At 66.5% G+C, this 12,606-nt stretch carries 7 protein-coding genes; 2 read left to right on the top strand and 5 right to left on the bottom strand.

Annotation, left to right across the window (positions count from 1 at the left end; genetic code table 11):
- The first annotated feature begins 143 nt into the window (after nucleotides 1-143).
- The gene (locus tag CI41S_RS36325; RefSeq protein ID WP_139863838.1) at nucleotides 144-1,172 is read left to right on the top strand and encodes a GlxA family transcriptional regulator; all 1,029 of its coding nucleotides are present in this window, start codon (nucleotides 144-146) and stop codon (nucleotides 1,170-1,172) included.
- 180 nt (nucleotides 1,173-1,352) lie between these two features.
- On the top strand, nucleotides 1,353-4,682 hold the full coding sequence (locus tag CI41S_RS36320) for an adenylate/guanylate cyclase domain-containing protein (RefSeq protein ID WP_139863836.1): 3,330 nt from the start codon (nucleotides 1,353-1,355) through the stop codon (nucleotides 4,680-4,682).
- Between the two features lie 8 nt (nucleotides 4,683-4,690).
- Here CI41S_RS36320 and qhpG read toward each other — a convergent pair whose 3' ends face one another.
- Genes qhpG through CI41S_RS36295 form a run of 5 tightly spaced genes read right to left on the bottom strand, consistent with a single transcriptional unit; the run spans nucleotide 4,691 to nucleotide 12,415 of the window.
- Entirely contained in the window at nucleotides 4,691-6,097 is a 1,407-nt protein-coding gene (gene qhpG, locus CI41S_RS36315) for a flavin-dependent monooxygenase QhpG (protein ID WP_139863834.1), read from the bottom strand.
- Nucleotides 6,094-7,431 carry a radical SAM/SPASM domain-containing protein gene (locus tag CI41S_RS36310; protein ID WP_139863832.1) on the bottom strand — a complete coding sequence of 446 codons (1,338 nt, stop codon included), beginning with the start codon at nucleotides 7,429-7,431 and terminating at the stop codon, nucleotides 6,094-6,096. The genes qhpG and CI41S_RS36310 overlap by 4 nt, the downstream gene beginning before the upstream one ends.
- 5 nt (nucleotides 7,432-7,436) lie before the next feature.
- Complete coding sequence (locus CI41S_RS36305) at nucleotides 7,437-9,173, bottom strand: ferritin-like domain-containing protein (protein ID WP_139863830.1); 1,737 nt, start codon at nucleotides 9,171-9,173, stop codon at nucleotides 7,437-7,439.
- Between the two features lie 8 nt (nucleotides 9,174-9,181).
- Nucleotides 9,182-10,843: a hypothetical protein gene (locus tag CI41S_RS36300; RefSeq protein WP_139863828.1), complete on the bottom strand. Its 1,662-nt coding sequence runs from the start codon at nucleotides 10,841-10,843 to the stop codon at nucleotides 9,182-9,184.
- A 24-nt stretch (nucleotides 10,844-10,867) separates the two neighbouring features.
- Nucleotides 10,868-12,415 (bottom strand): FAD-binding oxidoreductase, encoded by a 1,548-nt coding sequence (locus CI41S_RS36295; protein ID WP_139863826.1) that lies wholly within the window; start codon nucleotides 12,413-12,415, stop codon nucleotides 10,868-10,870.
- Nucleotides 12,416-12,606: the final 191 nt, after the last annotated feature.

The raw sequence follows: 12,606 nt of genomic DNA, 5'->3' as shown, positions 1-12,606 counted from the left end.
CTCGTTGGTCCGGCGTTGAAATTCGCCGCAACCTATCCGAACATTCGGTTGGCAGAAATGACGTATAAGCGACAAATTCGGACACGTGTGACGAGGTCCGCTCCGGTTCGTTTTTTCCGGCGGCGGCAACAGGAGGAAGGGCCATGGCTTCGGACGTTTGCCGGCGTGTTCGCCTGGTCGTATTCCCGGGCTTCGAGTTGCTCGACCTGAGCGGCCCGCTCTGCGCCTTCAATCTGGCGTCGGAGTTCTATCAGGCCGCCTATCTGGTCGAGGCGATCTCCGCTCACGGCGGCGCGGTCGCGAGCGGTTCGGGCGTTCCCGTCCACACGGCGAAGGTCTCGCGGCTCACGCCCTTTGATACCCTCGTCGTCGTCGGAGGCGCCGCCGGCGGCGCGATCGATCCCGATGCAGTCACCGTCGCCCTGATCCGAAAACTGGCGCCGCGCGCAAGGCGCGTGGCGAGCGTGTGCACCGGCGCCTTTTCGCTGGCCGCCGCCGGCCTGCTCGACCAGCGATCGGCGACGACGCATTGGCGATACGCCGCCGCGATGCAGCGGCGCTTTCCGAACGTGCGCATCGACGCGGACAAGATCTTCGTCAGGGACGGCAACGTCTGGACGTCGGCAGGGATCACCTCCGGCATCGACCTGGCACTCGCGTTGATCGAGGACGATTTCGGGATCGAGATGTCGAAGGCCGTCGCCAAGGACATGGTGGTCTACCACCGCAGATCGGGCGGACAATCGCAGTTCTCGACGCTGCTTGAACTGGAGCCGTGGTCCGACCGCGTCAGGGATGCATTGAACTTCGCGCGCGAGCACCTGCACGAGCCGCTTCCCGTCGAGCGGATGGCCGCGGCGGCCCGCATCAGCGCGCGGCAATTTGCCCGGCTGTTTCTCAAAGAGACCGGCGATACGCCTGCCCGCGCCGTCGAGCGGCTGCGCGCGGAGGCGGCGCTGCTGCGAATTCAGGATGGAACGGAGCCGATCGAGATCATCGCGCGCAAGGTCGGCTTTGGCGACAAGGACCGCATGCGGCGCGCCTTCCTGCGGATCTACGGCCAATCTCCCCGCGCGCTGCGGCGGGCGATGACGCGATCCGGCGCCGCAAGCTCGCCGCCCAAGCGGGTGCACCAAACGGGAACAAAATCGATCGGGCGGGCTGGAAAATAGCGAATTCGGCTCAACGCGATGTGGCTTTCCGGCACCGATAACGTCCGGTTGCAAGCTCACGGCCGCGCCCCGTATTTGCACGGCCCTTTACGTGCAACTTTCGGGGCAGTTGACCGCCCATCTATCTGCTGGACTATTGTAGGATGTTGAAAGACCCTAGCCGGGGTGGTGGGAAGCATCATGGACGTCGGAGAGTGGCTGCGCGGCCTGGGTCTTGAGCAGTACGAGACCGCGTTTCGCGAAGCGGAGGTCGGGGCTGACGTTCTGCCTGACCTCACCGATGCCGACCTCGTCGAATTGGGCGTATCGCTCGGCAACCGCAAGCGTCTGCTGAAGGCCGTCGCGGCGCTTCGCGGACCTGCACCACAAGTGCCGGACGAGGCCGAGCGCCGGCAATTGACCGTGATGTTCTGCGATCTCGTCGGATCGACCGAGATTTCGGCGCGGCTCGACCCGGAAGACATGCGCGATGTGATCCGCGCCTATCAGGATGCCTGTTCGGGCGTGATCGCCCGCTACGACGGTTTCGTCGCGCGGTTCATGGGCGACGGCATCCTCGCCTATTTCGGCTTCCCGCGCGCGCACGAGGACGAGGCCGAGCGCGCGATCCGCTCCGGTCTCGACATCGCCGAGGCGGTCGCGAAGCTGGAGACTGCGGCGCGGCGCAAGCTCGCGGTCCGGGTCGGCATCGCCACCGGCATCGTCGTGGTCGGCGATCTGATCGGCCAAGGTCCTGCGCAGGAGCGCGACGTCGTCGGCGAGACGCCCAATCTGGCGGCGCGGCTGCAGGGCCTGGCGGCACCCGGCACTGTCGTGATCGCCGAATCCACCATGCGGCTGGTTGGCCGAACCTTCGATCTGCAGCCTCTCGGCGTGCACACGCTCAAGGGATTCGAAACGCCGGTCCCGATCTGGTCGGTGCTTCGCGATGCCCGGACCAGCACCCGCTTCGAAGCGTTCAGGTCGCAAGGCCTCTCGCCGATGGTCAACCGCGAGAGCGAAACCGCGCTGTTGCGGGACCGCTGGCGACGCGCGCGCAACGGCGAAGGCCAGGTGGTGCTGGTATTCGGTGAGGCCGGCATCGGCAAATCGCGCATCGTGGCCGCCCTGACCGAACACGCCGCCGCGTCGCCCCATGTCGCGATCAGCTACCAGTGCTCGCCGCATCACGTGAACGAAGCGCTCTATCCGATCCTGAGCGAAATCAGGCGCACGGCGGGCCTGGTCGGCGACGAGGCTGCGTCGACAAAGCTCGACAAGCTCGAGGCGATGATCACCCGGTTCGGCCTTAGCGCCGGCGAGTTCGCGCCGCTGCTCGCCGGGGCGCTGTCGATCCCGACCGCCGGGCGCTATCCCGCGCTCGACCTGACGGCGGCGGAACAGAAGGAGCGGACGATCGTCGCGCTGGTCCTGCTCATCGCAGCCAGGGCGCGGCGGACGCCGGCGCTCGCGCTGCTCGAAGACGCCCATTGGATCGATCCGACGTCGCTCGTCGTGCTCGGGCGCTTTTTCGAGCAGATGCCCGCGCTGAGCGCGCTGATGGTCATCACGGCCCGCCCCGAATTCAATCCGCCGTGGGAGGCCGGACCAAATCTCTCGATCGTGCAGCTCGCGCCGCTGCCACGGGAAGAAGCCACCGACATGGTTCGGGGCGTCGCCGGCGGAAAGGCCCTGCCGGCGGCAATTCTGGACGAGATCATCGTCAAGACCGACGGGGTGCCGCTGTTCGTCGAAGAGCTGACCAAGACCGTGATGGAATCAGGCTTGCTTCGCGAAGAGGGCGACTCCTACCAGCTGGTTTCGGCACGCACGCCGATCGCGATTCCCTCGACGCTGCAGGACTCGCTGCTGGCCCGGCTGGACCGGCTGAATTCGGTGAAGGACATCGCCCAGATCGGCGCGGCGATCGGACGCGAATTTTCGCATTCCCTGCTGGAGGAGGTCGCGGCCATCCCTGACCGCGCCCTGGTGGACGCGCTCGACAAGCTGATCGCTGCCAACATCATCCATCGCCGCGGCGATCCGCCGGAGGCCGTCTACACCTTCAAGCACGCGCTGCTGCGGGATGCCGCCTATCAACTCATGATCCGCGGCCGGCGGCGGGACGTCCATCGCGGCATCGTCGATGTGCTCGAGGCACGCTTTCCGCAAATCGTGGAAGCGCAGCCCGAGATCGCGGCGATGCACCACGAGCACGGCGGCAACCCTGCGCGCGCCGCCGACTACTACCGGCTGGCGGGCGGGCGCGCGGCGGCGCGGTCCGCCAACGTCGAGGCCCTCGCCTATCTCAACGACGGCTTGCGCGTGATCGAGTCCTTGCCGTCAGGCGCGGAGCGCGACCGTCTCGAACTGCAGGTGCAGTTGCAGCGTGCGGGAGCGCTGCGCAGCACCAAGGGCTATTCGGCGCCGGAAACCGGCGATGCCATCCGGCGCGCCCATGCGCTGAGCCAAGGCGTCGGCGAACCGTCGCAATTGCTGCTGACGCTCGCCGGCCTCTATGCCTATCACCTCGTCCGCTCCGAGACGATCCGCGCCCGCGAGATCGCCGAGGAGTTGCTCGCCTTCGCGCGCCAGCAGGGCGACACCAACTACATCATGATCGGCCTGCGCAGCACCGGGTGCGTGCAGTTTCAGCTCGGACATCAGCTGGCCGCGCTGGATCATTTCGAACAGTCGCTGGCGCTCTACGATCCGGTCACGCACGGTCCGCTCGCCCCATCCTTCGGGCTGGACCACAAGGAGGTCGCGGCCTCGTTCCGCTCGACCACGCTGTGGCTGCTCGGACGGCCGGTGCAGGCCGAAGCCTCCCAGCAGGAGGCGCTATCGCAAGCCGAGGATCTCAAGCATCTGCCCAGCATCTGCCAGGCGCTGATCTACAGCGCGCTGCTTCGTGTGCTGTCGCGCGACCATCCTGGCGTGATCGAGTCCGCCACCCAGGGGCGGCACCTGGCGCGGCGTCTGTCGTTCGACCTGATGGAGCATGGCGCAAGCTTCTTCCTCGCCGCGGCGCGGCGCGGCCAGGCTGCGCCAGAAGAATTGCTGCCGGAGATGCTGAACGCCGCAAAACTGTGGTGGGGCACCGGCGCCCGCCAGTATCAGGGCTATGTGCTGACGGTGATCGCGGAAACCTATCTCGACGCCCGCCAGCTCGATGAGGGATTGGCGATCGTGGCCCGGGCCAAGGAATTGCTCGTGGCGACCGACGAGCGGTGGGCCGAGCCCGAGCTCTATCGCGTCGAAGGCATGTTGCTGCTGGCGCTGCCGGAGCGCCGCATCGCCGACGGCGAGGCATGTCTGCGCCGGGCGATCGCGGTGGCGCGCGATCACGGAGCGCTGTCGTGGGAATTGCGCGCGGCGATCGATCTCGCCCGGCTGCTTGCCGAGCTCGGGCGTGCCGGCGAAGGCAAGGCGCTGGTGGACGGGGTCTATCGCCGCTTCGAGGAAGGTTTCGACAGCGTCGATCTTGCCGCCGCGCGCGCCATCCTGGCGCCGCACGTCTCGCCGGCGTGACGGCGGCGTCATTCCGACGCCACGAGGATCCTGCGTTCGACCAGCCACGACACCAGGCGCCTGCCGCGCTCGCCGCTGGTGTCGCGCGCGAGCTCGCGTCCAAGCATCTCCAGGCTGTCGCTCTGCGCGACGCGTTGCAGCAGGGTCTCGACATCAACCCCGTCGAGATAGGCGAACGGGCGCCCCAGCGCCGGATGGTGCAGGCCCTTGCGCAGCGTGACGTGGTCGCGATCGACGATCGGAACATCCGCGATGCGCACATCGCGCGAGAGGCGCGCCCGTCCGGCGAACGCCGGCGGCGGAGGCAGCGGCATCGGCGGCACCGCAACAGGTGCGGCTGCCCGCGCGCGCCAGAACGGCGTCGGCGTTGTGCCCGCGACCGCCGCGTAGTGACGCGCCGCCGCGACACGGTGGCGCTCGACGGTGTCCTTCTGCGCATCGCGATAGAACGCTTTGGCGGCCTCGGCGTTCGCCGCGCGTGTCAGCATGGTGTGGACGACGACCGCGGCCTGCAGGCCCGAATTCATCGCCGCCTGCACGCCCTGCGATGACAGCGGATCCAGCGAAAAGCTCGCCTCGCCGATCCTGATCGAATTCTCCGTCACGCACACGGCACTCTGGTGCGGTGTCGCATCGTGGAGCCGGACGCCGTCGTCCAGCGTGCCGTGCAGGCAATCCCGCAGCAGGCCTGACTCCGTTAGCCGGTCCCGATAGTCGGCTTCGATCTCGCGCCGGCGGCGGCCGCTGCATTGTGCGGCATCGACGAAGACCATCGCGCAAAACGCGCCGTCCGGTCGCGGCGCGCCCCAGTACCAGCAGCTGTTGCCTGCCTCGATCCGGTTGGGGCCGGGGGCGAGCCGTGTATTGCGCCAATGCCCTGACAGCGCCACCGTCGACGGCCCCGCCAACGGCTCGGTCTTGCGGATGTTGGAATAGTGCCCCGCGGCATCGACGAGGAAACGCGCTTCCACGAGCAACTCACCGGCTGCGCTCTCGACTGGAATAGTCCAGCCGCCGGGACGTGCGCGCGGTGCCCTGGCCCGCGCCGGCTGCAGCACGCGGGCGCCCGCCTTCCGAGCAGCCTGGAGCAGAATGGCGTCGAAGCGGCCGCGATCGACCATCAGGCCGAAATGCCCCGGCGGCGGCGATACGTTTTCGTCGACGCCGCCGGCCCAGCGCAGGATCGATATTTCGACCCGCACAAAGCCGGCCTGCGCGACCTCATCGCGGATATTCAACAGGTCGAGGACGGTCCAGATCGACGGCGCCAGCGCCTCACCGATGCGCGGGCGCGGAAATGCGCTCCGCTCGATCACGACCACGTCGTGGCCGAGCCGCGCCAGCCGCACCGCGAACGCCGCGCCGGCCGGCCCGCCGCCGATCACGCAGACCTCGGCGGTCGTAACGCGGCTCATGACAAGGCGGTGGCGTCAGGCGCAGTCCGGCCGTCGAAATAGTCAGGACGGAGCACCGACAGCCGCACATAGGCCTGCAGGCAATACTCCAGCCACCCCCTGATATAATCGCAGGCCGGCCGGCCGCGGGCGATCACCTCGTGATGACAGCCGCCGCCGCAGAGATAGCGCGCCCAGCAGGAACGGCACGGCTCCTGCCGGTCGACCAGACGCTCTTCGAGCCATTGCCGTTGCCGCGCGCGGTCGACGCCGGTCTCGACATGCCCCATCGCGCCGGCCTCGTCATCGACGAAACGATGGCAGGCGAACATGCCGCCCTCGGCCGAGACGCCGAAATAGCCGGCGCCGGCGCCGCAGGGATAGGGACGATGGGTGCCGCGATGGATCTCGCGCATCGCGCTGTGCATGTTGGCAAAGGGATACGGCCGGCCTTGCGCGATCCGGCGCTCGAACTCGCGCCCGCAGGTAATCATCTGCCCGAGCAGAACCTCGAAGTCGGGCTCGCTCAACTCGCTCCTGCCGGTCGGCGACCGCAGCACAGGAGAGAATCCGACGCTGGCGAAGCCGAGATCGGCGAAACCGTCCAGCGTCTCGCGCAGATCGAGGTTATCGGGCGTCACGGTGACCCGCGCCGAAATCTGCATGCGGCGGCGCATCGCGAGCAACGGCAGCACGTTCTCGATCGCGCGCGCGTAGCTGCCGCGGCCGTTCTTGAACGGCCGCAACCGGTCGTGGACCGCGCCGATGCCGTCGAGGCTGACCGTCACGGAAAATCCGTGACGCTCGAAGAACTCGCCGTCGTCCGGCCGCAGCAGGGTGCCGTTGGTCGTGATCGAGAACGCGGCGGTCGCGCCCTTCTCCTGCGCCAGCGCGACGGCGAGATCGGTCGCGTCGCGCAGCACCTCGCGCGCCGCGAGCGGCTCGCCGCCGAGGAACGAGATGTGGAGCCTGTCGCCCGCCGCGGCATCTGCGAACAGCCGGCGCACCGCGGCCTCGGCGGTGCGCCACGCCATGTCCCTGGCCTTGCCGCCGAAACTTCCTTCCTGCGCGTAGCAATAGGAGCAGCCGAGATTGCAGGCCTGCGCCACCGCGAGCGACAGCGACCGCAGCGGCGGATCGCGCGGCGCCTCCATGGCCGAAGCCAGCGGCCGCGACAGCCCGATCACCGCACGCACGGCCTCACGACCCAGCCCCGCCGCCCGCGCCAGCTCGTCCCGGCTCTGCGCATCGAGCGCGAAGATCTGCGAGGCGTCGGCCAGCAGCGCGTGCGGCCCAAACTCGGTGTCGAACAGATGGACGTCGGCCGATGCAACGGAGAGACTGGCGTTGATCATGTCGGCTACCAGAACGGGATGCCGATGCCGCGCAGCGCGAGCGCCTCACCGACCGTGAGAAGCTCGTTCATCTTGGCCCGCGCGGCCATGACAAACGGTGCGCCTTCCTCCAGTTGGTCTCTCGCGTAGTCCGTGTACCCGTTGCCGAGCAGCCGCAGGATCTCGTGATAGACCTTCAGCGCGTCCTTCGCCTCGTTGGGCGTTCCGACCGCGATCTCGCGCAGGTAGGGCAGCGCGGGGTTGGCCCCGCGATAGGTCTTCAACGCGACCTCCACCTCGCAGAACTTGCTGTAGTGATCGATGCCGTCACTGTCGATGCGCTCGGCGAGCTCGATTGCGAGTTTGGGATAGATCGGCAGACGCAGGGTCGCGATGACACGCGCATAAGCGCCATCAAGCACGCCGCTGGGCCGCTCGATATCGATGAAGCGTGTCAATGTATCGGGCGTGAGGGGAGACAGCACGGCGTTGCGCCAGCCGCGCTTGCCGTCGGGCAAGGTCTTCGCGGGATGCAGGACCGGCGCGTAGGAGGATATCAGCTTGGCATTGTGCAGGATCCACAACAGCTCGTTGACCCAGCGCAGATGCTGCATCTCGCAGGACGCGATGATCATCAGCACGCCGCGAATGAAGGCGACGTCGTCGCGCATCGTCGGCCATCCCGAATGGTCGGCCTGCTCGGGCGACAGCAGCGAGAAGCGCGCATAGACATATTCGAGCGCGAGCGCCATTTCCATCGGGCCGAGTTTCTCACGCAATTCCTTGGCGAGCTGTTCCGGGGTGTCGAAGGGCTCGGCCTTGTCCTTGTCGGGCGGCGGCGCGTAGACCTGATCGATTTCCTGGTCGCGCACCACGACGTTGAGGCGCTGCCATTCCTGATTGATCTGGAAATGGTCGAACTGGTAGGGGCGGTTCTTGGCGATGGTGTTTTCGGCCGCCGCCGTGGCGTCGCGTGAGCGATCGGAGCGCAGCCAGTCGACCCTCAGATTGGCCAGCAGCGGATCAGCGGCCTGGCCGTTCGGCAGCTTCTCGTCGTCCGGTCCGAGCTCCTGGAACACCACGTCGGGATGGTTGGCGGCCCAGTACATGCACGAGCAGTCACGGAAATCGTGCTGCCAGGGCGAGCACAGGCTTTGCAGCAATTCGCCGGGCTGGTAGGCGCCGCTGATCACGCCGGTGACGGGATCGACGAAATTCCGCCGCCACCCCTCGAGCACGATCTCGCTGTCGTCCCCCTCGCGCCGCCTCAACCCGATCGTCAACGGCCCGGGCTCGAGCCCCCGCAGCAGGCGCCAGACGTAGAGGCCATCGAGCGGATAATCCGGATTGTCGGGATTGTGGTGCCGCATCGACAACCGCTTGCCCTTCTGCTCCACCCATTCGAGGTACCAGTCATCGTGAGCGGCGAGCGTGCCGGCGTTCAGCAAGAGATCGATCCGCAGCTTCTTGACCTCGGGCGCTTCGGACTGCACATCCGGGTCCATCAGGACGTCGACATAATGCAGCCACGCCCCGTAACGGTTGGGCTCCTTGTAGCTGGCGGTATTGTCCTGCCGGGCGACGAACTCGAAGACGAGGCCCGGGAAGAACCGGCGATCGAAATTGCGCACGTCGAGCTCGAGGCCGGGATAGCAATTGGCGACCACATCCTCGAGACGCGTGACCACCGGATTGCCGGGCACCTGATAGGCAGCCCGGGCGGTCAGGTTGCGTGGAAAAATCTTGCCCGATCCGTTGTGCATGGCTGTCCTCAGTCGTTCGACGGCTGGGAGGGCGCCGCCGCGGCGTCCTCCGCCTCTAGCAGCGCGATGTACCGCATCAGCGCGTCGTAATCGCGCCAGGTCAATGACAGCGGGTTCTCGTCGGAATCGCGCATGAAGGGCGGCATGCGCATGTCGTGCAGACTGTCGCGCGACACGCGGGAATCGCGGAAGAGCGGATTGGGCACTTTCCCCGGCGCCTGATCGAGTTGCCAGAAACGGCCGTAGGGAGGCCGGACCAGCCGCCGCACGTGCTCCGCGCGGGTGCGCAGGAAATCTTGCAGCGAGATCTCATCGGTCAACGGGGCGTGCGCAACCTTGGCGACATCGGTATAGGGCAACGGCCGGAACGGCACGCCGTCGCTCTCCTGCTCGACCTTGTTCGAGCCGAGCTCCACCGGGATGAGATCGACATAGGGCACGTCGTCCCTGGTCATCATGCCGTCGCCGATCTGCGGCAGCCCCGGATAATTCGGCGGCGGCGGATCGTTGGTGTTGATCAGCACCGCCTTGTAGCGCTGGGCATCGAGGTTCATCAGCGTCGCTGTCTCGAACACGCGGGAGAACAGGTCGGCGATCTCGGTGCTGGTCTCGCGACGGGTTTTCTCGGACACCTCGAGCGGCGGCAACTGGCGGTCGGCAAGGTCGCCCGCCAGCGAGACGAAGGGACGTCTATCAGGCGCGAAATCCGGCACGCCGGACAGCACCCTTGCATTGGCGACGAAGCGCACGCCGCGGATCGCGAGCTCGGCGGTGATCGTTCCATCGCAAGTGTCATCGACCACGCCCCAGGATTGCCAGTTCCCGACGTCGGCGCCGTCGTAGGAATCGCACGGCTGCGGATCGGTCTGTCCCTTCTCATCCATGATGTAGGTCGACCACGGTGTCTCGGAATTGAGGATCCGGTTTCGCTCCGGCACGATCTCGTAAATCTTCCCGGGCAGCGCCGCGGCCGGGACGATCTCGCCGGGCTGGACCGGCGACGACGGGCCCGCGATCGCCTCGGGCGGCCCGTAAACCTCGCCGCGCGCCGGCGTGAAACGGACGCGGATCTGCGACAGGTCCACACCCATCCGCGTCACTTCCGCCCCGCTCCCCGCCGCAGGCTTCATCACCTGAAAGCTGCCGAGCGGGATCGGGCGATCCGAAGCCACCAGCGGTGTCTCGCCCGAGGTATACGGGCTGACGGCATGCAGCGGCTTGCGCCCGTGGTCGGTGCCGCGGACCTCGAGCCGCGCAATGAAGGAGCAGGCCGGCGACCGCGTCCGCCGCTCCGCCTTGCAGTTGCCGACCGCGACCTTGAACAGCAGATTCTTGGTCGAGACACCCAGATGCGCCAGCAAGGACGGCGTCGCCGGCTCGTCACGGGTCTCGCCATCCGGTCCCGACTGGATCTTCAGCCACAGCTCGAAGAAGGGTGCGGCCGGCCGAAGCTGGTCGCCGTCGCGGAATCTGATTTCATTGGGAATGTACGGTTCAACCGATCCGTCGGCGGCGACCTTCAGCGTGACGGCCGGCTTGATGACGGTCTGATGCGCGCCATGCGTCGATATGTCGGTGTCCCAGACGAAGGCTTCCAGCGGAGTATCGCTGCCGCCGACGCGGGCGACCGCGATCGGGGGCAGGAAGTACATCTCGACGACACGGTCCACGCAGTCCTCCCCAACAAGCGATAGCTAATAAGGCTCGCGCACGATGGGCCCGTCGATCGGGGCCGACAAAGGTGGCGGCACCGGCGGCGCAGCGCCCCCGTTCGTCAGCGCGACGCCCTGCTGATAGTGGAAGAAGCCGTCGGGATCGTACTTGGCCTTGATCTTGACCAGGAACCAGTAGTAGTCACCCCAATAGGCCTTCGCAAAATCCTTCTGCTCGCGGCGCGGGTAGTTCTGGTACGAATGGCCGTTGCCGTACGGCGCGTACATCTTCATGAAATCGTCAAGGAACTGCTCGAACGGCTCGCGTTCATCCGGCGTCCGCCAGAACAGGCCGAAGAACGTGTTCATCAGGACGTCGCGATGGATGAAGGCGTTGGAGCCCTTCGGTTTGCGGTTGATCGCGCCGCCATAGGGCTCGATCACGAACCAGCTCCACGGCGACGGCGACTCGCCGAACCGCTGCATGACCTTCTTCCAATCGTCGAGACTGAGCGGCCGCGCGACATAGGCGCTCTGCTTGTCTTCCATCACTGTCATCGGCACATCGGGGATAGGAAACGGCTTGTCGACGATGTAGCGGTTCACCTCCAGATAGGTGTGGTCGACCATGTCGACCTGCAGCTCGACGCCCTTGGTCGCCAGCAGCGAAGCCAGCGCCTTCATGCCGTCGTCGCGGCTGCCGTGATAGGTGCCGCGCATCAGCATGACGTTCTTGCCCTGCTGGGCGGTGACGATCACCATGTAGCCGAGCTGGTCGACGGCGCCCGAGGTCATGTAGTTGTTCTGCAACTCGACGAGCGCGGCCGGCGCATCCTCGATCGGCCATAGCAGACCAAAGCCCCAGATCTTCCAGAGCTTGTGCAACTGGTAGGTCGCCTGCAGCAACACCCCGAAATTATTGCCGGTGCCGCCTCTGATGGCCCAGAACAGGTCGCTGTTCACGGATTCGCTGGCGAGGACGATGCTGCCGTCGGCGAGCATGACGGTCGCATCGATCACATTGTCGCAATTCATCCCGTATTCTCGGGAGGTAAAGCCGTAGCCGCCGCCCTGCATGTAGCCGGCGATGGCGACGTCCTCGCAGGCGCCGCCCGGCATGTGCAGCTGGTAGCCGTTGAGCACCGCGTTGATATGTCCGAACGTCGCGCCGGCGCCGATCACCGCGCGCTTTGCCGCCGCATCGACCACGACGTAGCTCATCCGGCTGAGGTCGATCACCATGTCGTAGCTGACCGAATATCCGGCGGTGCTGTGCCCTCCGGACCGGGTGACGGCCCAGAGCCCCTGGTCCTGCGCGAACTTCAGGCAATGCCTGACGTCGTCGAACACCTCGCAATAGACGATGAGTTGGGGAAAGACCTGGAATTCGTGGGTGAAGACCTGCCGCGCCGCTTGATAATTCGGGTCGGTCGGCAAGACCACAGTGCCCTCGATCTGCGCCGTGAAGTCGGCGATGGCGTCGGGCGTGGGAATGTTCTTGCCCGATGGAACGGGCGATGACAGCGGGCGAACCGAGCGAAGCGCCGCGACCCTGCGTTCGCGATGCCTGACCTTCTCACTCTTCCACATGATGTCACCCTAGCCGATGTCTTGGGTGAGGCGACGCGCAACGGACGCTGTTGCGGGGGAGGTTGGTGCGGGCGGGACGGTTGCTGGTAGGCGGAAATGTCCTTCCGGAAATACCCTTGTCACAATTGCGACTATACCTGTGGTTGACATGGGCAAAAATCACCTTCTCAAAAATACGGCGCTATCCAATT

The organism is Bradyrhizobium ivorense, from assembly GCF_900696085.1.
In the GTDB taxonomy this organism is placed as follows: Bacteria; Pseudomonadota; Alphaproteobacteria; order Rhizobiales; family Xanthobacteraceae; genus Bradyrhizobium; species Bradyrhizobium ivorense.
This window is presented reverse-complemented; position numbering and strand designations above follow the sequence as displayed.